Origin of the sequence: Pseudomonas maumuensis, assembly GCF_019139675.1 — a bacterium.
GTDB classification, from domain to species: Bacteria; Pseudomonadota; Gammaproteobacteria; order Pseudomonadales; family Pseudomonadaceae; genus Aquipseudomonas; species Aquipseudomonas maumuensis.
In genome coordinates this window covers 108,943-132,862 of sequence record NZ_CP077077.1, presented here as the reverse complement: position 1 = coordinate 132,862, position 23,920 = coordinate 108,943, and the positions used below count along the sequence as shown (strand labels likewise).

The window sequence follows — 23,920 nt, the reverse complement described above, 5'->3', positions numbered from 1 at the left end:
GTACGCCGATGTCCGGCACGCTGGGCGTCCACATCTCCGGGCGCCAGGCCGGACAAAATTCGACGCACTCTTCTCGTCCACCTGCACAGGAGCGCCACTAAGCTTTGCCAGGCCGCAGGACGCGGCCATCACCTGCAAACACGGAGTGCCCCATGTCCCTCGCCCTCGTCCACAGCCGCGCCCAGGTGGGGGTGCAGGCACCCGCTGTCAGCGTCGAAACCCATCTGGCCAACGGCCTGCCCACGCTCACCCTGGTTGGTCTGCCGGAGACCACGGTCAAGGAGAGCAAGGACCGGGTCCGCAGCGCCATCGTCAACTCCGGGCTGGACTACCCGGCCCGGCGCATCACCCAGAGCCTCGCCCCGGCCGACCTGCCCAAGGACGGTGGCCGCTACGACCTGGCCATCGCCCTGGGCATCCTGGCCGCCAACGGCCAAGTACCGGTTGCCGCCCTCGACGGTATCGAATGCCTGGGCGAACTGGCGCTGTCGGGGGCGTTGCGCCCAGTGCAGGGCGTACTGCCTGCGGCACTGGCGGCGCGCGATGTGAAGCGGGCGCTGGTGGTGCCCAAGGAAAACGCCGAAGAGGCGAGCCTGGCCAGCGGCCTGGTGGTGTACGCGGTGGGGCACCTGCGGGAACTGGTCGCCCACCTGAATGCGCAACCGGCGCTGTCACCCTACGCCGCGAATGGCCTGCTGCTGGAGCAACGCCCCTACCCGGACCTCAGCGAGGTGCAGGGCCAGATCGCCGCCAAGCGGGCATTGTTGGTCGCTGCCGCCGGCGCGCACAACCTGTTGTTCTCCGGCCCACCGGGCACCGGCAAGACCCTGCTCGCCAGCCGCCTGCCCGGGCTGCTGCCGCCGCTGGACGAGCGCGAGGCACTGGAGGTGGCGGCGATCCGCTCGGTCAGCGGCCATGCCCCGCTCGATTGCTGGCCACAGCGGCCGTTCCGCCATCCTCACCACTCGGCCTCCGGCCCGGCGCTGGTGGGTGGTGGCAGCCGACCGCAACCCGGCGAGATCACCCTGGCGCACCATGGCGTGCTGTTCCTCGATGAGCTGCCCGAATTCGAACGGCGCGTGCTGGAGGTACTGCGCGAGCCGCTGGAGTCGGGCGAGATCGTGGTGGCCCGGGCCAAGGACCGGGTGCGCTTCCCGGCGCGCTTTCAGCTGGTGGCGGCCATGAACCCCTGCCCCTGCGGCTACCTGGGCGACCCGACTGGCCGTTGCCGGTGCAGCAGCGAGCAGATCCAGCGCTACCGCAACAAGTTGTCCGGCCCCCTGCTCGACCGCATCGACCTGCACCTGACGGTGGCCCGGGAAAGCACCGTGCTGACCCACCAGCCCAGCGGCGAGACCAGCGCCAGTGTTGGCCAGCGGGTGGCCGAGGCACGGGAGCTGCAGCAGCGCCGCCAGGGCTGCGCCAATGCCTTCCTCGACCTCAAGGGGCTGCGCCGGCATTGCCCGCTGGAGCCGGTCGACCAGGCCTGGCTGGAGCAGGCCTGCGAACGGCTGACGCTGTCGTTACGGGCAGCACACCGGCTGCTGAAGGTGGCTCGCACCCTGGCGGACCTGGAGGGCACGCAAGCCATCGCCAGGTCGCACCTGGCGGAGGCGCTGCAGTATCGGCCCAGCGCCTGATCTTTTACGGCGGTTTTCCGCGTAATCACCCGCTGCATCAAGGCTGAGCCCCTTCGACAGACCCACTCAATCGGTCTCATAGCGGAAATATATTTTGCGCGCTAAATATTTGCGCGCACTATTCATCTCAAGCAGCAAGCAGTCGCCAACCCCACTCAGCAGAACCCGGAGAACGATCATGACCCTTCGCAAAGCCTTCGCCGTCACCGTCACCGTCACCACCCTGGCCCTCGGCACCAGCGTCAGCAGCTTCGCCAGCGAAGCCACCCCGTACCGCTACGGCATGGACCTGGACATCGCCAAGGTCGTCAGCGTCGATGCCCCCGTCAGCGCCCAAGGCCAGACCAGCACCGCCACCCTGACCTACCGCGACAGCAGCGGCCAGCTGCGCGCCGTGAGCTACGTGCAACCCACCGTCCTCGCCAACCAGAACTGAGCCGCGCCTCACCCCCAAAGGAGCTAGAACATGAAACTGTCCCACACCCTGACCGCCGGCCTGCTGGCCCTCGCCGTGAACAGCGCCTTCGCCGCCGGCAGCCCCGGCGTCGAGCACACCACCCAAGGCTTCCTCGACGCCCTGGCCGCCGGTGGCGGCAAGCCGCTGGAGACCCTCGCACCCAAGGATGCCCGTGCGGTGCTGAGCGGTGCCCAGGCCGGGGTGAAGGTCGATGTGTCGGGAATCCGCGTCGAACGCCGGACCATCCAGGCCGACGGCCAGCCGCTGGAAATCCGCGTAGTGCGGCCTGAGGGCGCCAAGGGCGAGCTGCCAGTGTTCATGTTCTTCCACGGCGGCGGCTGGGTGCTGGGCGACTACCCCACCCACGAACGCCTGATCCGTGACCTGGTGGTGGGCTCCGGTGCTGCGGCGGTCTACGTCGACTACACGCCGTCACCGGAAGCGAAGTTCCCCACCGCGATCAACCAGGCCTACGCCGCCACCCGCTGGGTCGCCGAGCACGGCAAGGAGATCGGGGTTGACGGTAGCCGCCTGGCGGTGGCCGGCAACAGCGTCGGAGGCAACATGGCCGCGGTGGTGGCACTGAAGGCCAAGGAGGCCGGCACGCCGAAGCTGCGCTTCCAGGCCCTGCTGTGGCCGGTGACCGACGCCAACTTCAACAATGCGTCCTACAACCAGTTCGCCGAAGGCCACTTCCTGACCCGCAACATGATGCAGTGGTTCTGGAACAGCTACACCACCGATCCGCACCAGCGCGACGACATCCACGCCTCGCCGCTGCGCGCCAGCCTCGAGCAGTTGCAAGGCCTGCCGCCAGCCCTGGTGCAGACTGCCGAAATGGACGTGTTGCGTGACGAAGGCGAGGCTTATGCGCGCAAGCTGGACGCCGCCGGGGTACCGGTGACCGCCGTGCGCTACAACGGCATGATCCATGACTACGGCCTGCTGAATGTGCTGAGCACCGTGCCCGGTGTACGCAGTGCCATGGATCAGGCGGCACAGGCGCTGAAAGCCCATCTGCAATAAGCAACTGATCGCGGGGCAAGCTCGCTCCCACAAAGGTCTGGTACCTGCGTGGGAGCGAGCTTGCCCCGCGATTGATTCAGCAAAGGTCCTACTTTCAGAACGCTGCTTCCTGTAACCCCAGGATTGTCCTGTTTCGCTTCCCACCCGAAAATGCCCGCCACTTTCATCGATGGCATAAGCTGTTGCATCAAGCGCTGCCGCACGCAGTTCAAGGAGTCCGAGCAATGCCACACGAAGGCAGCCTTTTACAAACCGCCGTCATCTTCCTCCTCGCCGCCGTGGTCGCGGTGCCGCTGGCCAAGCGCCTGCAACTGGGCGCCGTGCTCGGCTACCTGCTGGCCGGCGTGGCCATTGGTCCGCAGGCCCTGGGGCTGATCCGCGACACCGAGAGCGTCGCGCACATCTCCGAGCTCGGCGTGGTGTTGCTGCTGTTCATCATCGGCCTGGAGCTTTCACCACGACGCTTGTGGCTGATGCGCAAATCGGTGTTCGGCGTCGGCACCGCCCAGGTGGTCCTGACCGGCGCGGTACTGGGCGCCATCGCCCTGTTCGGCTTCAGCCAAACGCTGCCCGCAGCCATCGTACTAGGCCTTGGTCTGGCCCTGTCATCCACCGCGCTGGGCCTGCAGAGCCTGGCCGAAAGCAAGCAGCTCAATGCGCCCCACGGTCGGCTGGCCTTCGCCATCCTGCTGTTCCAGGACATCGCTGCCATCCCGTTGATCGCCCTGGTGCCGCTGCTGGCCGCCAGCGGCCCGGACACCAGCCATGGCGACAGCCTCGAACATGGCCTGAAGGTGTTCGCCAGCATCGCCATCGTCATCGTCGGCGGCCGCTACCTGCTGCGCCCGTTGTTCCGTATCGTCGCCCGCACCGGTTTGCCGGAAGTGTCCACTGCCACCGCGCTGCTGGTGGTGATCGGCACCGCCTGGTTGATGGAGGAGGCCGGCGTGTCCATGGCCCTGGGCGCTTTCCTCGCCGGCCTGCTGCTGGCCGACTCCGAATACCGCCATGAGCTGGAATCGCAGATCGAACCGTTCAAGGGCCTGCTGCTGGGCCTGTTCTTCATCAGCGTCGGCATGGGCGCCAACCTGCGCCTGCTGCTGGAAATGCCGCTGGTGCTGCTGGGCCTGACCCTGCTGTTGATCGGCGTGAAGCTTGCGTTGCTGATCGGCGTCGGCCGCCTGGCCGGTGGCCTGAACAGCGCCAGCGCCCTGCGCCTGGGGATGGTGCTGGCTGCCGGTGGCGAGTTCGCCTTCGTGGTGTTCAAGCTGGGCAAGGACCAGGGCCTGTTCGACACCCAGACCTACGACCTGCTGCTGATGACCATCACCCTGTCGATGGCCCTAACGCCGCTGCTGATGCTCGGCTGCGCCCGCGCCCTGAAGCGCCCGCAGCCCGCCCGCGAGGTGCCCGAGCAGTACAAGGCCATCGACGCTGGCACCCCGCGCGTGGTGATCGCCGGCATGGGCCGCATGGGCCAGATCGTCGCGCGCATCCTACGGGCGCAGAAGATCCCGTTCATAGCGCTGGAGACCTCGGTGGACGCCATCGAGATGACCCGCATGTTCGAACAGGTGCCGGTGTTCTATGGCGACCCACTGCGCCCCGAAGTGCTGCACGCGGCCAAGGTCGGCGAGGCCGAGTATTTCATCATCACCATCGACGACCCCGAGGTGGCCATTCACACCGCGGAGCGGGCCAAGCGCCTGTACCCGCACCTGAAGGTGATCGCCCGGGCACGTAACCGCCAGCATGTGCATAAGCTGATGGACGTGGGCGCCGACCCGATCCGCGAGACGTTCTATTCCAGCCTGGAGATGAGCCGCCGCGCGCTGGTCGGGCTGGGGCTCACCGAAGCCCAGGCGACAGACCGCATCGCCCGGTTCACCGAGCATGACGAGCAGGTGCTGGAGGCCCAAGGGCAGGTCCGCGACGACCGGGCCAAGGTGATGCAGACGGCCAAGGAAGCGCGGGTGGAGCTGGAGCGGTTGTTTGCGTCGGATGAGGATTGAGGGCCTCATGTGCATGTCTTGAGGGTTATTTCGCCCATGAGATCGAGCGCCGCCCGCGCGGCGCATCGCCGGCAAGCCGGCTCCCACATCTGTTTCGGGCCAGTCATGCCTGCACCGCCGCGGCTGTACGCCTGGTGGGCACGACGCGGTTTCAGCATGAGCACCACTGGTGCCCCACCTGTCTTAAGGCATGCGAAGGCGGGCAGCGGTACCTTCACAGGACTCACTGGCCCGAAACAGATGTGGGAGCTGGCTTGCCAGCGATGCGCCGCGCGGGCGGCGCTCGATCTGATAGGCGCCATAGACCTACAGGCTTACACCTGGTGGCCATTACTCAAGATCACCGGTGAAAACCGCGCGCACTCAATATCACCAGATAACTCCCACAGCCCCTGAAGAATTTTCTCGCTGGGCAACCTACACCCAAGGAAATACCCTACAAGGTCTGTCGATACCCTTCTGATTGTCCGGGGAAATCATGCCCTCTAGGCTGACCAGGTCGCTGTCGGTTCAGCGATCGGGCGTGGAAACCCGGCTGGTTGGTTATCGGATTATCTGTCGTGACGGCAGCTGTACGCGGGAGGCCGCAAGGCCTGCCGGGGTTCTCCGATGACCTGGTTTTCCACCCCGTGTACAGCCGCCACCCTTCGCGTGGAAACGGACGGTGCCGGTCAATTTCTATCGGAGCTTGACCATGAAAAAAATCGTCCCCGACCCACCCCTTCCCGACACCCGTCACCACGCCTTCGGCAAATGCGACGCCGGCCACCCACCGCTGTTTGCGGTCAACCCCAATATCAACGCCCACGACGCCTTGGTGCATGTCGCCGAGTACCTGCGCAGCGCCTACAACGTTGGCTACAAGGTGTTGGAGCATACGGATGAAACCGGCAGGAACCTGCTGTGGGCCAGCCTGCATGGGATCGAGATGGCCGAGGGCCTGACCGAGGCGATGCTGGAGGGTATTGAGTCTCAGTAAGCGACATGCCATGCAAGGGATTGGGTAAAGGCTACCAGGGGTACGCCGCACGCCTTGCAGCGCTTATGAAATCGAGCGCCGCCCGCGCGGCGCATCGCTGGCAAGCCAGCTCCCACATCTGTTTCGGGCCAGTTATGCCTGCACCGCCGCGGCTGTACGCCTTGTTGGTACAACGCGGTTTCAGCGTGAGCACAACTGGCCTCCCACCTGTCTCAAGACATGCGCCAAGGCGGACAGCGGTACCTTCACAGGACTCACTGGCCCGAAACAGATGTGGGAGCTGGCTTGCCAGCGATGCGCCGCGCGGGCGGCGCTCGATCTGATAGGCGCCATAGACCTACAGGCTTACACCTGGTGGCCATTACTCAAGATCACCGGTGAAAACCGCGCGCACTCAATATCACCAGATAACTCCCACAGCCCCTGAAGAATTTTCTCGCTGGGCAACCTACACCCAAGGAAATACCCTACAAGGTCTGTCGATACCCTTCTGATTGTCCGGGGAAATCATGCCCTCTAGGCTGACCAGGTCGCTGTCGGTTCAGCGATCGGGCGTGGAAACCCGGCTGGTTGGTTATCGGATTATCTGTCGTGACGGCAGCTGTACGCGGGAGGCCGCAAGGCCTGCCGGGGTTCTCCGATGACCTGGTTTTCCACCCCGTGTACAGCCGCCACCCTTCGCGTGGAAACGGACGGTGCCGGTCAATTTCTATCGGAGCTTGACCATGAAAAAAATCGTCCCCGACCCACCCCTTCCCGACACCCGTCACCACGCCTTCGGCAAATGCGACGCCGGCCACCCACCGCTGTTTGCGGTCAACCCCAATATCAACGCCCACGACGCCTTGGTGCATGTCGCCGAGTACCTGCGCAGCGCCTACAACGTTGGCTACAAGGTGTTGGAGCATACGGATGAAACCGGCAGGAACCTGCTGTGGGCCAGCCTGCATGGGATCGAGATGGCCGAGGGCCTGACCGAGGCGATGCTGGAGGGTATTGAGTCTCAGTAAGCGACATGCCATGCAAGGGATTGGGTAAAGGCTACCAGGGGTACGCCGCACGCCTTGCAGCGCTTATGAAATCGAGCGCCGCCCGCGCGGCGCATCGCTGGCAAGCCAGCTCCCACATCTGTTTCGGGCCAGTTATGCCTGCACCGCCGCGGCTGTACGCCTTGTTGGTACAACGCGGTTTCAGCGTGAGCACAACTGGCCTCCCACCTGTCTCAAGACATGCGCCAAGGCGGACAGCGGTACCTTCACAGGACTCACTGGCCCGAAACAGATGTGGGAGCTGGCTTGCCAGCGATGCGCCGCGCGGGCGGCGCTCGATCTCATAGGCGCCACAAAGCTGTCGCCCTGCCCTCCAGCCCCACCACCCGGTAGACTGCGCCCCACTACCCCGGCGCGCTGTGGAGATCGCCCCTTGGAAGACCTCAACTCCCTCTACTACTTCACCCAGGTGGTCGAGCACGGTGGCTTCGCCCCGGCCGGGCGGGCGCTGGACATGCCCAAGTCCAAGCTCAGCCGGCGCATCGCCGACCTCGAGGAGCGCCTCGGCGTGCGCCTGCTGCACCGCACCAGCCGGCATTGCTCGCTGACCGAGATCGGCCAGGCCTACTACAACCGCTGCCTGGCCATGCGCGTCGAGGCCGAGGGCGCCGCCGAGATCATTGAGCGCAACCGCAGCGAGCCGCGTGGGCTGGTGCGCATCAGTTGCCCGACCACCCTGCTCAACTCCTGGGTCGGGCCGATGCTCACCCGCTACATGCTCAAGTACCCGCAGGTGGAGCTGTTCATCGAGAGCACCAACCGGCGCGTCGACCTGCTGCACGAGGGCTTCGACGTGGCGCTGCGGGTGCGCTTCCCGCCGCTGGAGAACACCGACATGGTGATGAAGGTGCTGAGCAACAGCACCCAGTGCCTGGTCGGGCATCCGTCGTTTCTCGAACGGCTGGCCGAAGGTTTCGACCCGCAGCAGCTCAGTGAGCTGCCCAGCGTCCATTGGGGCAGCGCCCAGCGTGAGTACCAGTGGGAGCTGTTCCAAGGCGAGGACATGAGCCGCAGCTTGGTGATCCCGCACACGCCGCGAATGGTCACCGATGATCTGTTTGCCTTGCGACACTTCGTGGTGGCGGGCGTGGGGATCGCGCACCTGCCAAGGGTGGCGGTGCGCGAGGATCTGGCGGCGGGGCGCCTGGTGGAGATTCTGCCGGACTGGCACCCGCGTTGCGGCATCGTGCATGCGATCTTCCCGTCGCGGCGCGGGTTGCTGCCGTCGGTGCGGTCGTTGATCGATCATCTGGCGGAAGAATTCGCCATCAGCGACATGGCTTAGATACTGGGGCTGCGTTGCAGCCCCTGGCCCACTCAGAACGCGAAGCAGGAACAGCCCAGCGCGCCCCAGAAGCCCTGGTAATCGCTCACCGGCACACTGGAGTGCCGCGCCTTCTCATGGCTGTGGGCATGCACCCCGCACGGCCCGACGCACTGGTGCAGCGCCGCCGCCATTGGTGCCCCGGCGCGCCAGTGCCCCGGCACCTTGGCCACCGGCGACCACTCGGGCAGCACCGGCACCTGCGCCGGGCCCAGCTTGTCGAACTCGGCGGCGCCGTACACCACCTTGCCGTCGACAACAGTGAGCACCGACTCGATACCCTTGATCGCCTCTTCATCGACGCTGAAGAAGTCCAGCGACAGCGCCGCCAGGTCCGCCAGCTGGCCGACCTTGATCTGCCCCTTCTTGCCCTGCTCGCTGGAGAACCAGGCGCTGCCGTGGGTGAACAGTTGCAGCGCGGTCTCGCGGCTCAGACCCTCCGGGTACAGCTCCAGGCCACCAACGGTCTTGCCGCTGACCATCCAGTACAGCGACGTCCACGGGTTGTAGCTGGACACCCGGGTCGCGTCGGTCCCGGCACCCACCGGCACGCCCATGTCGAGCATGCGCTTGATCGGCGGGGTGTGCTCGGCGGCCTTGGCGCCGTAACGATCGACGAAGTATTCACCCTGGAAGGCCATGCGGTCCTGGATCGCAATGCCCCCGCCCAGCGCCCGCACCCGCTCGATGTTTTGCGGGGTGATGGTCTCGGCATGGTCGAAGAACCATGGCAGGCCATTGAACGGAATGTCGCGGTTGACCTTCTCGAACACGTCGAGCATGCGCGAGATCGACTCGTCGTAGGTGGCGTGCAGGCGGAACGGCCAGCGCTGCTCGACCAGGTGGCGCACCACAGGCTCCAGCTCCTGCTCCATGGTCTGCGGCAGGTCCGGGCGCGGTTCGAGGAAGTCCTCGAAGTCGGCGGCGGAGAACACCAGCATCTCGCCGGCACCGTTGTGGCGGAAGAAGTCGTTGCCGTCGCCCGGCTTGACCTTCTGCGTCCAGTTCTTGAAGTCGGTGAGCTCTTCCTTGGGCTTCTGGGTGAACAGGTTGTAGGCAATGCGCACGGTCAGCTGGTCGTTGTCGGCGAGTTCCTGGATCACCTGGTAGTCGTCCGGGTAGTTCTGGTAGCCGCCGCCGGCATCGATGGCGCTGGTCAGGCCGAGGCGGTTGAGCTCGCGCATGAACTGGCGGGTGGAGTTGACCTGGTACTCCAGCGGCAGCTTCGGTCCCTTGGCCAGGGTGGCGTAGAGGATCGTGGCATTGGGCCGGGCGATGAGCATGCCGGTGGGGTTGCCGAACTTGTCACGCTGGATCTCGCCACCCGGCGGATTCGGCGTGTCCTTGGTGTAGCCCACGGCCTTGAGCGCGGCGCGGTTGAGCAAGGCGCGATCGTACAGGTGCAGCAGAAATACCGGAGTGTCCGGCGCGGCCTGGTTGATCTCTTGCAAGGTGGGCATGCGCTTTTCGGCGAACTGGAACTCGTTCCAGCCGCCGACCACGCGCACCCACTGCGGGCTCGGCGTGCGCTCGGCCTGCTCCTTGAGCATGCGCAGGGCGTCGGCCAGCGACGGTACGCCTTCCCAGCGCAATTCGAGGTTGTAGTTCAGGCCGCCGCGGATCAGGTGCAGGTGTGAGTCGTTCAGGCCTGGAATGACGGTGCGCTGTTTGAGGTCGATGATCTGCGTGGCGGCGCCCTTGTGGGCCATGGCTTCGGCATCGCTGCCCACGGCGAGGAACTTGCCGTCCTTGATGGCCACGGCGCTGGCAGTAGGTTTCTCGCGGTCAACGGTGTGCAGCTTGCCATTGAACAAGATGAGGTCGGCGGACATGGGATCTCCTGAAAGGGCGGCATGGGCGGAATCGGTGAACGGCAATGCGCTCCACAAGGCGCCGGCGGCACCGAGCACGGTGCTGGTGGCGAGGAACTTGCGGCGGCTCTGGTCGGTAGGGTCCTGGCTCATGGTGCTCTCCGTCCGGGTGGGTGATCGGCAGGCGGTTGAAGGCTAGCAATGGATCACGGCGAGCGCTCAGCGGCGCAGCCAGCCGGCACAGCGGCGGGTCACCCAAGGCATGATGTAGAACACCACGGGCAGGATGACGAACAGGTTGGTGATCAAGTTGCCGGTGATCTGGTCACCCAACAGCGGATAGCGGGCAAACAGCGGCGCCAGTAGTTGCGGAATGACCAGGGTCAGCGGGCAGATCACCAGGTAAGTGAGCACAGCCTGCTTCCAACGCGGTGGCTGCGAAGCGCCTGTGGCGCTTGGGGTGAACCAGAACTCCGGATCATCATGCACCTGGGTCTGGTCGCCCTCCTCCAGCAGCGGCAGCACTTCGGCCACCAGCGCTTGGCGCTCGGTGGAGTCGACCCAGGCCTGCAACTGGCTGGCCTCGGCAAAGCGCACCACGGTGGTGAACTGGCGACCACCGTCGTCAGGGCGAATCACGTTGACGTCCAGATGGCCCGGTTGCCGACGGGCCACACCGACGGTGTGGCGCAGCCAGGTTTCATAGCGTGCCAGGGCTTCGGCGCGGACCTTGTGCTGGATGACCAGCGTGACCACGGTGCTGTCGTTCATCGCGGCGTACCTGAAAGGGGTGGGGCCAGGCACCGGGCCGGTGCCTGGCGGGGCGGCTTACTTGCCGGCGGTCAGGGCGTTGTAGCTGGTGATCAGGTTGCGGTAATCAGGGATGTGGTTGGAGAACAGCGCCGCCAGCCCTTCGACGTCGTTGCGCCAGTCGCGGTGCAGCTCACAGGCCACGCCGAACCAGGTCATCAGCTGGGCACCGGCCTGGCTCATGCGGTCGTGGGCAGCGTCGCGGGTCATTTCGTTGAAGGTGCCGGAGGCGTCGGTGACCACGAACACATCGAACTCTTCTTCAAGGGCCGCCAGGGCCGGGAAGGCCACGCACACTTCGGTCACCACGCCGGCGATGATCAGCTGCTTCTTGCCGGTGGCCTTCACTGCCTTGACGAAGTCTTCGTTGTCCCAGGCGTTGATCTGGCCGGGGCGGGCAATGTACGGGGCATCCGGGAACAGCTCTTTGAGCTCCGGCACCAGCGGGCCGTTGGGGCCTTGCTCGAAGCTGGTGGTGAGGATGGTCGGCAGGTTGAAGTACTTGGCCAGGTCAGCCAGGGCCAGCACGTTGTTCTTGAAGCGGTCCGGCTCGATGTCGCGGACCAGGGACAGCAGGCCGGCCTGATGGTCGACCAGCAGTACGGCGGCGTCGTCTTTGTTCAGGCGGTTGTATTTGAAGTTGTTCATTGCCGGTGCTCCTTGGGTTTCGATCTTCAGTGGGTTGGGTGTTTCGCGTTGATGGGAGAAGATTAAAACCATGACCTTTATGGCGGTAGATAGCGAAATTTGGCTTTAGCGTTCTGTTTTATGAACGATGAAGCGGCATTGGCTGCACCGCCCTCATCGCCGGCAAGTCGCAGCGGCGAACCGCGGCTCCCACAGGGACGGCGTTGCCCCCATTGCCTGGCACCTCAAGCTGCTCTATTACTACGTACAGCCCTCCCCGCACCGAGACCACCATGCTGGCGTTCATCCAGTCGTACCCGCTGTTGCTCGGCACCTTGCTGATCTTCCTCGACTTGTTGCTCTGGCAGTTGATCCCGCTGCAGCACAGGGTCTGGCGCATCGCCACGCGGCTGGTGATCTTCCTGTTGTTCAGCGGGGTGTTGCTGACGGCCGGCATGAGCCCGCTGCAACCGCCACCCTGGGCCGACGACGTGTCACGCAACCTGATGGCCACGGTGCTGGCGATAGGCTGGTGGCTGTTCGGCGCGCGCACGGTGACCGTGGTGTTCGGCCAGTTGCTGGTGGCCCGTGGCAGCCACGGTGGGCGCCTGCTGCAGGATGTGCTGGGGGCGTTGATCTTCCTCGCCGCGGTGGTGGCTGCGGCGGCCTATGTGATGCAACTGCCGGTCAAGGGGCTGCTGGCCACCTCAGGGGTCATGGCCATCGTCATCGGCCTGGCGCTGCAGAGCACCCTGGCCGACGTGTTCTCGGGCATCGTGCTGAACACCACGCGGCCCTACCAGATCGGCGACGCGATCTCGATCGACGGCACCGAGGGCAAGGTGGTCGACATCGACTGGCGGGCCACCCGGCTGATCACTGGCAACAGCAGCCTGGCGGTGATCCCCAACTCGGTGGCGGCCAAGGCCAAGATCCTCAACTTCAGCCGCCCGGCCGAGGTTCACGGGGTGTCGATCAGCGTGGTGGTGCCGGCCAAGGTGCGCCCGCAACGGGTGTTCGACGCGCTGGAGAAAACCCTGCAAGGCACCAGCATCCTGCTGGACAAGCCTGTGCCCAAGGTCACGGTGAAGGCTTCGACACTGGAGTCAGTGGAGTACGAAGCCAGCGGCTTCATCGCCGAGATGTCGCGCAAGACCGAAGTGCGCAACCAGTTGTTCGACCTCGCCCACCGCCACCTGGAAGCCAGCGGCGTGACCTGGAACACCGAGCTGGGCGCCCCGGTGCGCAGCCGCCAGCGTGAGCTGCTGGACGAAGTGCGGGTGTTCCGCTCGCTGAGCAACGAAGAGCGTGACGCTCTGAGCCAGCGCATGACCACGGTGGAATACCTCGCTGACCAGGTGATCCTCGACATCGGCGAGCGCTCGGAGCATGTGCTGCTGATCAGCCGCGGCGTGGTGCTGGCGTCGGTTCGCGATGGCGAACGGCTAATCGAGGGTGGGCGCATGGGGCCCGGCGAGGTGCTCGGGCTCGAGGGCCTGGTGGATGACGAGGCCTCGCCTGTCGAGTTTCGCGCCTTGAGTGGCTGCATGCTGTATCGCATCGACAAGGAGCAGGTGCGCGGTTGCCTGGCCGAAAGCGGCGATGTGAAGTCGGCACTGACCAAACTGCAGCGGTTCCGGCGGCAGAAGCGCGAGTCGCTGTTGTTGCAGAAGCCGGCGGTGGTGAAGAAGGGTGGCTTCCTCAGCTGGTTGCACAAATGACCGAGCTTCGTCGCCCGCACGGGCCCTATCGCCGGCAAGCCGGCTCCCACAGGGTACGTGCAAAAGCCTGCGGGAGCTGCGGTTCGCCGCCGCGACTTGCCAGCGATGAGGCCGGAACAGGAATTACAGCACCACCCGCAGGCACTGCCCCGCGTGATACAGCGAGAACCCCGACTCGTAGAACGCCGTGCGCAACGATGGCGCGCTCACCGGCTTCATCGGCGAGAACGGAATCGGCAGGCTGTCCGGGTCGTCCTTGAGCAGAAACTCCGCAAAGGCCCGGCCGATCACCGTGCCGGTGGTATTGCCCCGCCCGTTGTAGCCGGTGACCGCCACCAGCCCCGGCGCCGGTTCGAACAGGCGCATCAGGTGGTCCGGAGTGAAGTCGATGCAGCCGGTCCAGTGCATCTCCCATTCGACCTTGCCCAACGCCGGGTAGTAGTGGCTCTGGATGCGGTCGGCCCAGCTGCGCACGAACCAGGCGGGCTTGTTGTCGACCCGGCCAAGGCTGCCGAGCAGCAGCCGGCCCTGTTCGTCGCGGCGGATGCTGCTGAGCACGGTGCGGGTGTCCCACGAGCCCTGGCCATGGGGCAGGACCTGGTCGGCGGCGGCGCCGTGCAACGGCTTGGAAGCGACCTGGTAGTAGTAGCCGCGGAAGAAGTGCTTCTGCAGGTTGCTCCAATCGCCTTCGGTGTAGGCACCGGTGGAGATCACCACCTTGTCGGCACGCACCGCGCCGCGCGCCGTTTTCACCCGCCAGGCATCGCCATCGCGCTCCAGGCCTTCGACCGTGGACTGCTGGAACAGCTTGCCGCCCAGCCGAGTCACGGCAGCGGCCAGGCCCTGGGTGTAACCCATGGGGTTGATGGTGCCGGCGCGGCGGTCGAGCAGCGCGGCGGAAATCTTGTCGGTACCGCAGTATTCCTGGCATTGCGCGCCGGTCAGCAGCTCGACGTCGGCGCCGCGCCGGGTCCACTGCTGGTGGCGGGCTTCGAGGTCGGCGATGCCGGTGGCATTGTGTGCCATGTGCAGCGTGCCCTGGTGCCGGGCCTGGCAGTCGATACCCAGGCGCTCGATCATGGCGAACACTTCGCCCGGGGCCTCGCCGAGGACCTTGTTCAGGCGTCCACCCTGCTTGTGCCCGAGGGTGGCCTCGACGTCGTCGGGGCGGATCCAGGTGCCGGCGTTGACCAGGCCGACGTTGCGCCCGGAGCCGCCATGGCCGATTTTCCAGGCCTCCAGCAGGATCACCGTCTTGCCCTGCTCCAGCAGATGGATAGCCGCCGACAGGCCGGTGATGCCGCCGCCGATCACGCAGACATCGGCCTTGTGCTCGCCGGCCAGGGCCTGGGCGGCAACGGTCGGCTGGGTGAGGTGTTCCCACAAGCATTCTTGACGCAGTTCGGACATGACCGGCTCCAGCAGATTTTATTCTTGTTGCGGCCCATCGTCGCGGTTCGTCGCCACGACAAGCCGGCTCCCACAAAGATCGACGCGGTCGCTGTGGGAGCCGGCTTGCCGGCGAAACGGGGGCAAAGCCCCCGCGACGATCATCAGTCGAACACGATCCCTTGCGCCAGTGGCAATTCGCGAGAGTAGTTCACGGTGTTGGTCTGACGGCGCATGTAACCTTTCCAGGCATCGGAACCGGATTCACGGCCACCGCCGGTTTCCTTCTCGCCACCGAACGCCCCGCCGATCTCCGCGCCGCTGGTGCCGATGTTGACGTTGGCGATGCCACAGTCGCTGCCCGAGGCGCTCTGGAAACGTTCGGCTTCGCGCAGGTCGGTGGTGAAGATGCACGACGACAGGCCTTGCGGCACTTCGTTGTTCAGGCGCAGGGCCTCTTCGAAGTCGTCGTAGGCCAGCACGTAGAGGATCGGCGCGAAGGTCTCGTGGCGCACCACCTCGCTCTGGGCCGGCATCTCGGCAATGGCCGGCGACACGTAGTAGGCGTTCGGGTACTGCTCGGCGAGCTGGCGCTCGCCACCGAAGACCTGCCCGCCTTCGTCGCGGGCCTTGGCCAGCGCGCCCTGCATGGCATCGAACGACTGCTTGTCGATCAGTGGGCCGACCAGGTTGTCCTTGCGAGGGTCACCGATGCGCACCTTGCCGTAGGCGGCTTTGACACGGGCGACCACGTCGTCCTTGATCGAACGATGCACGATCAGCCGGCGCAGGGTGGTGCAGCGTTGGCCGGCGGTGCCCACGGCAGAGAACAGGATGCCGCGCACGGCCAGGTCGAGGTCGGCGCTCGGGGCCAGGATCATGGCGTTGTTGCCACCCAGTTCGAGGATGCTGCGGCCGAAACGCGCCGCCACCCGCGGCCCCACTTCGCGGCCCATGCGGGTACTACCGGTGGCACTGACCAACGCCACGCGTGAATCGTCGACCAGTGCTTCGCCGGCATCGCGGCCACCGATCACCAGTTGCGCCACACCCGCAGGGGCGTCGCCGAAGGCTTTCAGGGCTTTGTCGAACAATGCCTGGCACGCCAGCGCGGTGAGCGGGGTCTTCTCGGAGGGCTTCCACACCACGGCGTTCCCCGCCACCAGCGCCAGCGCGGTGTTCCACGCCCACACCGCCACCGGGAAGTTGAAGGCGCTGATCACCCCGACCACGCCCAGCGGGTGCCAGGTTTCACGCATATGGTGGCCCGGACGCTCGGAGGCGATGGTCAGGCCGTACAGCTGGCGCGACAGGCCGACGGCGAAGTCGCAGATATCGATCATTTCCTGCACTTCGCCCAGGCCTTCCTGGGTGATCTTGCCTGCTTCGATGGACACCAGCTCGCCGAGGTCGGCCTTGTGCTCGCGCAGCACTTCGCCGAACAGGCGCACCAACTCGCCACGACGAGGGGCCGGCACGCTGCGCCAGGCTTCGAAGGCCTGTTGCGCCTGGTCGATGCGGGCAACCGTGTCGGCCTTGCCGAGCAACTTCACCGAGGCGATCTGGCTGCCGTCGATGGGGGTATGGACAGGGTAATCGCCCTGGGTGTGAGCCGCGGCGGCAACGCCAAGGCGCTCGAGCAATCCAGCAACCATCGTGCTTCTCCTTACATCGGGTGAAGGGCTTGAAAATGTCGTGGGTCAGTATTAATCCGATTACTCGGGTGCAACAAACGACCTTTATTCCGCATATCATTCCGCCAGGTAATGATTTCAGCCGCCGAGACCGCTTATGTCCAAACGCCTGGTACCGTCCATGACCGCCCTGCAGTGCTTCGAGGCCGCAGCCCGTCACCTGAGCTTCACCCGCGCCGCCGAGGAACTGCACCTGACGCAGAGCGCGGTGAGCAAGCAAGTGGCGCAACTCGAGGAGATGCTGCGCCATCACCTGTTCCTGCGCATTCGCCGCCGCCTGCAACTGACGCCGGCCGGCAGCCTGTACCTGGCCGAGGTGAACAAGATCCTTACCCAGGTGGACATGTCCAGCCGCTATGTCCTGAGCTACGGCTCGCAGACCGAAGTATTGAAGGTAGCCACTCAACCGAGTTTCGGCGTGCGCTGGCTGATCCCGCACCTCAAGGGCTTCGGCAAGCGCCACCCGAACCTGCACTTGGACATCCGCAACGAAATGGAGCCTTTCGCCCTGCTGCAGGGCTCGGCCGACGTGGTGTTCTTCTATGGCCAGGGCACCTGGCCCGGGGCGACCTGCATCGAGCTGTTCGGCGAAGAAGTGCTGCCGGTGTGCGCGCCGGAGCTGTTGCAAGGGCGCACCCTGCCTGACGCCGGCGCGGTGGCGGAGCTGGTGCTGCTACAGAGCACCTCGCGACCACAGGCATGGCACGAATGGTTCCTGGAGCAAGGGCTGCATACCGACAACAGCTACCATGGGCCGCGCTTCGATACCTTCTACATGGCCTTGAGCGCGGCGCAAGCCGGATGCGGGGTGGCGTTGGTGCCAAGTTACTTGGTGGCCAAAGAGCTGGCTGAGGGCAGCCTGGTGCTGGCCTGGGACCATGCGATGAAGAGCAATGGCGCGCATTACTTGGCGTATGCCGAGCATTCGGCGGAGGTGCCGAAGGTGCGGGCGTTGGTGGAGTGGGTTGCCGAGCAGATCCAGCGGCGCGACCACTGACTCAGTCGTGAGAGCGGGCTTTCCCCGCGATAGGGTCGTCAAGGTCGATCAAAAATGGAATGAACCCCGCACTTTTTTTCGCTTGTACGGCATCTCCATTCCCAGCTTTCATGTAAGTGTCCTCCACTCATCCAGGAAGCTTGCGATGCCCGCCCACGATTTCGTCAGCCCCGACAGCATCCGTGCGCAGTTCTCTGCCGCCATGTCGCTCATGTACAAGCAGGAAGTCCCTCTGTACGGCACGCTGCTTGATCTGGTGAGCGAAACCAACCGGCAGGTGATGGCCGCGCAGCCCAAGGTGGCCGAGGCCCTGAGCTGGACCGGCGAGATCGAACGCCTCGACCAGGAGCGCCATGGCGCCATCCGCGTGGGCACCGCCGAGGAGCTCGCCACCATCGCCCGCCTGTTCGCGGTCATGGGCATGGCACCCGTCGGCTACTACGACCTGAGCTCCGCCGGCGTACCGGTGCATTCCACCGCGTTCCGCGCCGTGCATGAGCAGTCGCTGCATGTCAGCCCGTTCCGCGTGTTCACTTCGCTGCTGCGCCTGGAACTTATCCACAACCCGCAACTGCGCACACTGGCCCAGGGCATCCTCGACAAGCGGCAGATCTTCACCGCCCGTGTGCTGGAGTTGATCGCTCAATGCGAACGCGATGGTGGCCTGAACGCGAGCGATGCCGACACGTTCGTCGACGAAGCACTGCACACCTTCCGTTGGCACCAGGACGCCACCGTCACTGCCGAGCAGTACCAGCAATTGCACGACCAGCACCGCCTGATCGCTGACGTGGTGGCGTTCAAAGGCCCCCACATCAACCACTTGACCCCACGCACCCTGGACATCGACGCCATCCAGCTCGGCATGCCGGCCAAGGGCATTCCACCCAAGGCCGTGGTCGAGGGGCCGCCCACCCGCCGCCACCCGATACTGCTACGCCAGACCAGCTTCAAGGCCCTGCAGGAAAGGGTCGCTTTCAGCGATGCCCAGGGCAGCCACACGGCGCGCTTCGGCGAGATCGAACAACGCGGCGCGGCGCTGACACCCAAGGGGCGCCAGCTGTACGACCGCCTGCTGGACGCGACCCGCGCGGCCCTGGGCGGCGTGCCGGCCGAGGCCAATGCCGAACGCTACATGACTCTGCTCGCCGAGCATTTCGCCGAATTTCCGGACGACTTGGGGCAGATGCGCGAACAAGGGCTGGCCTACTTCCGCTACTTCGCCACCGACAAGGGGCTGGCGGCACGCGGGCAACCTGGCCGTCCCACCACGCTGCAGGGGCTGATCGACGCCGGGCATGTGCATTACGAAGCGCTGGTGTATGAGGACTTCCTGCCGGTGAGTGCGGCGGGGATCTTCCAGTCCAACCTGGGGGACGATGGCCAGGCCGACTATGGCAGCAATGCCAACCGCGAGGCCTTCGAGCAGGCGCTGGGGCTGAAGGTGCAGGATGAGCTGGCGCTGTATGCGCAGAGCGAGCGTAGGTCGTTGCAGGCGTGTGCGCAGGCGTTGGGTCTGGGCACGATGTAGGACTTCGCAAAGCCGGGGCCGCTCTGCGGCCCTTTCGCCGGCAAGCCGGCTCCCACAGGATAACGCGTACCCTTGTGGGAGCCGGCTTGTCGTGGCGACGAACCGCGGCGAAAGGGCTGCAAGGCAGCCCCAGTGCACTATCGGTGGGTGCGGAACCGATCCACTTCCTGGCGCAACTGCCCCGCCAGTCCTTCCAGTTCGCGGGCCGTCGTGGCCAGCTCATTGGCCACATCTCGCTGCTCGCTGTTGGCCTGGGCGATGCTCTGCAGGTTGCGGCTGAGCACCGTCGCGGTGCTGCTCTGCTCCTGGGTCGCGGTGCTGATCACGGCAAACTGCTCGCCCGCCACCCGGCTCTGCTCATCGATGCGCGCCAGGGCTTCGGCCACCTTGTCGTTGCGCGCCAGGCCCTCCTGCATCAGCTGGTTGCCCTGCTCCAGCGTGCTGATGGCATGGCCGGTCTGCTGCTGGATGCTGGCGATCATGCCCGAGATCTCGTCGGTGGCCTGGCGGGTGCGCGCGGCCAGGCCGCGCACCTCGTCGGCGACCACGGCGAAACCACGGCCCTGCTCGCCAGCCCGGGCCGCTTCGATGGCGGCATTGAGCGCCAGCAGGTTGGTCTGCTCGGCAATCGAGGTGATCACGCCGACAATGCCGCCAATCTCCTGCGAGCGAGCGCCCAAGGTGTCCATCACACTGGCGGTTCCGCCCAGTGCCTCGGCGATCTGTCGCAGGGAGACCGAGGCTTCGTCCATGGCGCTGCGACCGATGCGGGTCTGCTGCGCGTTATCGCGAGCCATGCGCTCGGTCCCGGCCATGTTGTCGGCAATGTTCATCGAGGTGGCACTGAATTCTTCCACCGCGCCGGCCATGCTGGTGATCTCGCCGGACTGCTGGTCCATGCCCTCGCAGGCGCCGGACGACAGGCCCGCCAGCGAGCGGGCGCGGCCACTGACCTGGTCGGAGGCGGTGCGGATATGCTCGACCATGATCGCCAGGGCATCGCCCATCTGGTTGAAGCTGCGGGCGAGCTGGCCGATCTCGTCATGGCTGGTGACGCTCAGGCGGGCGTTGAGGTCGCCGGCACCCAGGGCCTCGGCCTGGCGCACCAGGTCGCCGAGCGGGCGCAGCTTGCGGCGCAGCAGCCAGAGGGTCGCGGCCACGGCCAGCAGCATCGCCAACAGGCTGCCAATGGCCAGGCGCAGGCCGACACTCCAGGTCACTTCGCGGATTTCGCCTTCGGGCATGCTTGCCACCACGGTCCACGGACCTTCGGCGAACGGCTCGGTGACGCTGAACAACTGCTCGCCGGCACTGACCCAGAACTGCCCTACCCCAGGCTTGAGCGCCTTGATCGCCTGGGCCGCCGCCTCGCCGTCACGCACCTGCGCCGGCGGTACCAGCCACTTGCCCTGCTCGTCCAGCAACGCCAGCGAACCGGTCTGGCCGATGCGGAAACGCTTGAGGTTGGCGAACTGGGCATTTTGCGCCTCGGTGTAGTCGAAGCCGACGAACAGCACCGCGATCACCCGGCCACTGTCATCACGCACCGGCACATAGCGGGTCATGTAGTTGCGGTCGAACAACACGGCGCGGCCGACGTAGGTCTGCCCGGCCATCAGTTTCGGATAGGCCGGATGCTGGCGGTCGAGCTGGGTGCCGATGGCGCGGCTGCCGTCCTGCTTGGTCAGGCTGGTGCTGATGCGCACGAAGTCGTCGCCGCTGCGCACGAACAGGGTCGCAACCCCGGCGGTCATCTGCTGGAACTCGTCGACCTGGTGGAAATCGTTGTTCAGCAGGTGATCACCCAGGTACAACGCGGGCGTCGCGGCGCCTGCGACGTTGACCGTTTCCCCCGCGTGCAGCACCAGGCCGGTGGCGAACCGGCGCTCGAACAGGCCGCTCAGGCGCTGGGTGTTGTCCTTGAGCGAACCGTGGAAGGTATCGAGCTGGTCGGCCAGCAGCCGCGCCTCGCTGGCCAGGTGCGCCTGGCGGGTGGTGAGGTTGGCGTCGTCCAGCGAACGCAGGGCGAACAGGGTGCTACCGGTGATCACCAGCGCCAGCACGATGGCGAGGGCGATCCCGAGTTGCGAGGCGATTCGGGCACGCGGTTGAGACATGGCAAGGCTCCTGGCAAGAGGCCGGGATCGTCCTGATCACGCTGACCGCCCGCTTCCTATCAACGGGGAATCGCGTCCTCTTCCGGGACGCTGGTGCAAATTGATCGGCGTCTGTAGGAAATACTTGAGTGCGGGGCCGGGATATTCGCAAACGTTTTCTTTGCGTGGCCTTTCGAACGTTGCTAGCCCTGCGCCGAAAGGATCTGCACAGCCGGCAAATCCATCGCCTCCGCCTCTTCCTGCAGAAACACGCTGAGCCTGCGCAAGCGCTCCCCACCTGGCCGGGTCCGTGGCCACACCAGGTAGTAGTCCATGCCGCTGGCCACCGCGGTCGGCCAGGGCAGGCTCAACCGCCGCTGCGCCACATCCTCGGCCACCATCAGCAGGTCGCCCATGGAGATCCCGTAGCCCCGCGCGGCGGCGATCATGCCCAGCTCCAAGGTGTCGAACACCTGCCCGCCCTTGAGCGAGACCTTGTCGGTCAGGCCCATGCGCGCCAGCCAGGCCCGCCAGTCGCGCTTGTCCGGCGTGGGGTGCAACAACTCGATACCGGCCAGGCGCCGCTCGTCCCAGGGCGCGTCATCGAGCAGGTCCGGCGCACCCACCGGAATCAGCAACTCGGAGAACAGCCGGCGCACTTCCCAGTCCGCCGGGAAGCTGCCGTCGCTGAGCAGCACCGCACAGTCGAACGGTTCCTGGTTGAAGTCGACATGGTCGACATCCATCCAGGCGCTGGTCAGTTGCACCTCGTTGCCCGGCTGCAGATGGCGGAAGCGACTCAGGCGTGCCAGCAGCCAGCGCATGGTCAGGGTCGAGGGGGCTTTCATGCGCAGGATGTCATCTTCACCGCGCAAGGTTTCGCAGGCCCGCTCCAGCGAGGCGAAACCATCACGCACACCGGGCAGCAACATGCGCGCGGCTTCGGTCAGCTGCAGGCTGCGGCCATTGCGCACGAACAGGCGGCAGGCGAAATGCTCCTCCAGGGTGCGGATATGCCGGCTCACCGCGCTCTGGGTAATCGCCAGCTCTTCACCGGCACGGGTGAACGAGCTCAGCCGAGCGGCGGCTTCGAATGCGCGCAGCGCATAGAGCGGAGGCAGTTGGCGGATCATGGCGCACCTGTCATACGGGAGCTGGGTCGGTGCGGAGGATCATACAGGCATGAGTCATACTCATGACACTGATCGCATTTATCCTTTTGTGCAAAGCTGACCGAAGCCTCAGAATCGACGGCTCGCTTCCAGAATCATCAACAAGGACCGCCCCCATGCACGTCGCGCCCACCACCGAACTCAAGGCTTTGCTGCGCCTGGCCGGGCCGCTGATCGCCTCGCAGTTGGCGCACATGCTGATGGTGCTCACCGACACCCTGATGATGGCTCGCATCAGCCCGCAGGCCCTGGCCGGTGGTGGCCTGGGTGCGGCAAGCTATTCGTTCGTATCGATCTTCTGCCTGGGCGTGATCGCCGCGGTCGGCACGCTGGTGGCCATCCGCAAGGGCGCCAACGACATCGAGGGCGTCACCCGCCTGGCGCAGAGCGGCCTGTGGCTGGCCTGGGGCCTGGCGCTGGTCTCGGCGCTGGTGATGTGGAACCTCAAGCCGGTGCTGTTGCTGTTCGGCCAGAAGCCGGAGAACGTCGACTCGGCGATGCAGTTGCTGACCCTGCTGCCGCTCGCCCTCCCCGGCTACATGACGTTCATGGCCCTGCGCGGTTTTACCAGCGCCTTGGGCCACTCCACGCCGGTGATGGTCATCAGCCTGGTGGGCACGGTGTTCAACTACCTGTTCAACCACGCCCTGATCGAGGGCATGTTCGGCCTGCCCAAGCTGGGCCTGATGGGGATCGGCCTGGTCACGGCGGTGGTGACCCTCGGCATGGCCATCGCGCTCGCACTGTATATCCGCTGGCACAAGGCCTATGCCGCCTACCCGCTGCGCAAGGGCCTGCTGCGCCCTTCCCTGCCGGCACTGCGCGAGCTGTGGCGGCTGGGCCTGCCGATCGGCGGCACCTATATGGTCGAAGTGGGCTTGTTCGCCTTTGCCGCCCTGTGCATGGGCGTGCTCGGCAGCACGGAGCTGGCGGCGCACCAGATCGCCCTGCAGATCGTCTCCACCGCGTTCATGGTGCCGACGGGCCTTTCGTATGCGGTGACCATGCGCGTCGGCCTTTATTACGGCGCCGGCAACTTGCTGGCGGCCCGTAGCGCCGGGCGCGTGGGTATTGGCTTTGGCGCATCGCTGATGTTCGCCTTCGCGGCACTGTTCTGGTTGCTGCCGGACGCCCTGGTCGGACTGTTCATCGATCGCAACGACCCGGCCTTCGCCGCGATCTTCATGCTGGCGGTGCAATTGGTGATGGTGGCGGCGTGGTTCGAACTGTTCGATGGCGTGCAGACCATCGCCATGGGCTCGATCCGCGGCCTGAAGGACGCCAAGACCACCTTCCTGATCGGCCTGGTGTGCTACTGGCTGGTGGGTGCGCCAAGCGCCTGGCTGTTCGCCTTCACCTTCGGTGGCGGCGCACAGGGTATCTGGTGGGGGCTGGCGCTGGGGCTGGCCTGCGCGGCGGTGGCGCTGACGTTCGGCTTCGAATGGCGGATGAAGCGACTGCTGGGCAAGGCTGAGCGTGCGCGGCGGGCTGCAGTATCTGCTTGAGGCGCCACGACAAGCCCACTCCCACAGAAATCGCGTCGCACTAACAAGGCGTACAGCCGCGGCGGCACAGGCATGATTGG

The 23,920-nt window shown here is 65.7% G+C and carries 18 protein-coding genes and 1 pseudogene; 11 read left to right on the top strand and 8 right to left on the bottom strand.

From position 1 onward, the window contains the following. Window positions 1-152 precede the first annotated feature (152 nt). The 7 genes from KSS90_RS00625 (at window position 153) to KSS90_RS00595 (ending at window position 8,448) form a co-directional block, all read left to right on the top strand. Window positions 153-1,640, top strand: a complete 1,488-nt coding sequence (locus KSS90_RS00625; RefSeq protein ID WP_217867842.1) for a YifB family Mg chelatase-like AAA ATPase — start codon at window positions 153-155, stop codon at window positions 1,638-1,640. A gap of 178 nt (window positions 1,641-1,818) precedes the next feature. Continuing rightward, complete coding sequence (locus KSS90_RS00620) at window positions 1,819-2,076, top strand: DUF2790 domain-containing protein (protein ID WP_217867841.1); 258 nt, start codon at window positions 1,819-1,821, stop codon at window positions 2,074-2,076. Window positions 2,077-2,106: 30 nt separating this feature from the next. Continuing rightward, the gene (locus tag KSS90_RS00615) at window positions 2,107-3,123 is read left to right on the top strand and encodes an alpha/beta hydrolase (RefSeq protein WP_217867840.1); all 1,017 of its coding nucleotides are present in this window, start codon (window positions 2,107-2,109) and stop codon (window positions 3,121-3,123) included. Between the two features lie 224 nt (window positions 3,124-3,347). Next, the gene (locus tag KSS90_RS00610) at window positions 3,348-5,135 is read left to right on the top strand and encodes a monovalent cation:proton antiporter-2 (CPA2) family protein (RefSeq protein ID WP_217867839.1); all 1,788 of its coding nucleotides are present in this window, start codon (window positions 3,348-3,350) and stop codon (window positions 5,133-5,135) included. Window positions 5,136-5,829: 694 nt separating this feature from the next. Beyond that, a complete protein-coding gene (locus tag KSS90_RS00605; RefSeq protein ID WP_217867838.1) occupies window positions 5,830-6,114 on the top strand; it encodes a DUF6124 family protein in 285 nt (94 codons plus the stop codon). A gap of 725 nt (window positions 6,115-6,839) precedes the next feature. Next, a complete protein-coding gene (locus KSS90_RS00600; protein ID WP_217867838.1) occupies window positions 6,840-7,124 on the top strand; it encodes a DUF6124 family protein in 285 nt (94 codons plus the stop codon). Window positions 7,125-7,536: 412 nt separating this feature from the next. Further along, window positions 7,537-8,448: a LysR substrate-binding domain-containing protein gene (locus KSS90_RS00595; protein WP_217867837.1), complete on the top strand. Its 912-nt coding sequence runs from the start codon at window positions 7,537-7,539 to the stop codon at window positions 8,446-8,448. Between the two features lie 32 nt (window positions 8,449-8,480). Here KSS90_RS00595 and KSS90_RS00590 read toward each other — a convergent pair whose 3' ends face one another. The 3 genes from KSS90_RS00590 to ycaC form a co-directional block, all read right to left on the bottom strand. Then, window positions 8,481-10,451, bottom strand: coding sequence for an amidohydrolase (locus KSS90_RS00590; RefSeq protein ID WP_217867836.1), 1,971 nt, complete (start codon window positions 10,449-10,451; stop codon window positions 8,481-8,483). Window positions 10,452-10,517: 66 nt separating this feature from the next. Continuing rightward, complete coding sequence (locus tag KSS90_RS00585) at window positions 10,518-11,069, bottom strand: antibiotic biosynthesis monooxygenase (RefSeq protein ID WP_217867835.1); 552 nt, start codon at window positions 11,067-11,069, stop codon at window positions 10,518-10,520. Window positions 11,070-11,126: 57 nt separating this feature from the next. Next, window positions 11,127-11,756 (bottom strand): isochorismate family cysteine hydrolase YcaC, encoded by a 630-nt coding sequence (gene ycaC / locus KSS90_RS00580; RefSeq protein WP_046853656.1) that lies wholly within the window; start codon window positions 11,754-11,756, stop codon window positions 11,127-11,129. Between the two features lie 272 nt (window positions 11,757-12,028). Here ycaC and KSS90_RS00575 point away from each other — a divergent pair, with 272 nt between their 5' ends. Continuing rightward, entirely contained in the window at window positions 12,029-13,456 is a 1,428-nt protein-coding gene (locus KSS90_RS00575; RefSeq protein WP_217867834.1) for a mechanosensitive ion channel domain-containing protein, read from the top strand. Window positions 13,457-13,579: 123 nt separating this feature from the next. Here KSS90_RS00575 and amaA read toward each other — a convergent pair whose 3' ends face one another. Together amaA and amaB are read right to left on the bottom strand one after the other, a co-directional pair. Next, entirely contained in the window at window positions 13,580-14,866 is a 1,287-nt protein-coding gene (gene amaA, locus KSS90_RS00570; RefSeq protein WP_217867833.1) for an L-pipecolate oxidase, read from the bottom strand. Between the two features lie 143 nt (window positions 14,867-15,009). Beyond that, complete coding sequence (gene amaB, locus KSS90_RS00565; protein WP_102683042.1) at window positions 15,010-16,500, bottom strand: L-piperidine-6-carboxylate dehydrogenase; 1,491 nt, start codon at window positions 16,498-16,500, stop codon at window positions 15,010-15,012. A 136-nt stretch (window positions 16,501-16,636) separates the two neighbouring features. Between amaB and KSS90_RS00560 the strand changes: the two genes are divergently transcribed. Both KSS90_RS00560 and hglS read left to right on the top strand, forming a co-directional pair. Continuing rightward, window positions 16,637-17,536 carry a LysR family transcriptional regulator gene (locus KSS90_RS00560; RefSeq protein WP_217867832.1) on the top strand — a complete coding sequence of 300 codons (900 nt, stop codon included), beginning with the start codon at window positions 16,637-16,639 and terminating at the stop codon, window positions 17,534-17,536. A 145-nt stretch (window positions 17,537-17,681) separates the two neighbouring features. Next, the gene (gene hglS / locus KSS90_RS00555; RefSeq protein ID WP_217867831.1) at window positions 17,682-19,067 is read left to right on the top strand and encodes a 2-oxoadipate dioxygenase/decarboxylase HglS; all 1,386 of its coding nucleotides are present in this window, start codon (window positions 17,682-17,684) and stop codon (window positions 19,065-19,067) included. 137 nt (window positions 19,068-19,204) lie between these two features. On the opposite strand, the gene KSS90_RS25790 is transcribed toward hglS, so the two are convergent. From KSS90_RS25790 to KSS90_RS00545, 3 genes and pseudogenes are all read right to left on the bottom strand, one after another. Then, on the bottom strand, window positions 19,205-19,936 hold the full coding sequence (locus tag KSS90_RS25790; RefSeq protein ID WP_437180103.1) for a methyl-accepting chemotaxis protein: 732 nt from the start codon (window positions 19,934-19,936) through the stop codon (window positions 19,205-19,207). 135 nt (window positions 19,937-20,071) lie between these two features. Further along, a pseudogene (locus KSS90_RS25785) lies at window positions 20,072-21,184 on the bottom strand (Cache 3/Cache 2 fusion domain-containing protein); the annotation flags it as partial. Window positions 21,185-21,366: 182 nt separating this feature from the next. Continuing rightward, the gene (locus tag KSS90_RS00545) at window positions 21,367-22,296 is read right to left on the bottom strand and encodes a LysR substrate-binding domain-containing protein (protein ID WP_046853649.1); all 930 of its coding nucleotides are present in this window, start codon (window positions 22,294-22,296) and stop codon (window positions 21,367-21,369) included. Window positions 22,297-22,451: 155 nt separating this feature from the next. Here KSS90_RS00545 and KSS90_RS00540 point away from each other — a divergent pair, with 155 nt between their 5' ends. Beyond that, entirely contained in the window at window positions 22,452-23,840 is a 1,389-nt protein-coding gene (locus tag KSS90_RS00540) for a NorM family multidrug efflux MATE transporter (RefSeq protein ID WP_046853648.1), read from the top strand. Window positions 23,841-23,920 lie beyond the last annotated feature (80 nt).